This is a genomic window from Rahnella sp. P4_A8 (assembly GCF_056402435.1).
In genome coordinates this window covers 1-517 of record NZ_JBFUHK010000393.1, presented here as the reverse complement: position 1 = coordinate 517, position 517 = coordinate 1, and the positions used below count along the sequence as shown (strand labels likewise).

Sequence of the window (517 nt, the reverse complement as noted above, 5' to 3'; positions counted from 1 at the left end):
AAGATATATATCTTCTATCATATTATTGCATGAAACCGCTTCAAACGAACAAGAAGCAAATAATTTAAAACAAATGGTTTTTGATAGAATTAATAGCGGAGGCGAAAAACTTACACCTCAAGAAAAAAGAAACGCCAACTTTAATGGTAAACTGAACAGATTATGCATCAAACTGTCCGAAAATGATTTTCTTTGCAAAATGTGGGGAATACCATTAGCAGATAAGTCAGATAAGTCATCATTATCCACAGAAAGAAGGGAGGACAAATTTTTCAAAACGATGTTTGATGTAGAACTTGTGCTGCGTTTCTTTGCATACCGTCAGCGTAATGATTTACAAAAAAGAAGTTTAGAAGATTATTTGGATTTTTATTTGGAGCATGGGAATTACTTCAGCAAGGAAACATTTGATGAACTCGAAAATATTTATCAAAAAACAATTCAACTGGCCTATGAATTGTTCGAAGAAAATGCTTTCCATATGTTAAGACAGCGTAAAACGGACAAAGGGGTGTCA

1 pseudogene is annotated in these 517 nt (G+C 33.3%); it reads left to right on the top strand.

Features of this window, described 5'->3' with window-relative positions:
* Window positions 1–517 (top strand): annotated as a pseudogene (locus AC1DUO_RS26195) (hypothetical protein); the annotation flags it as partial.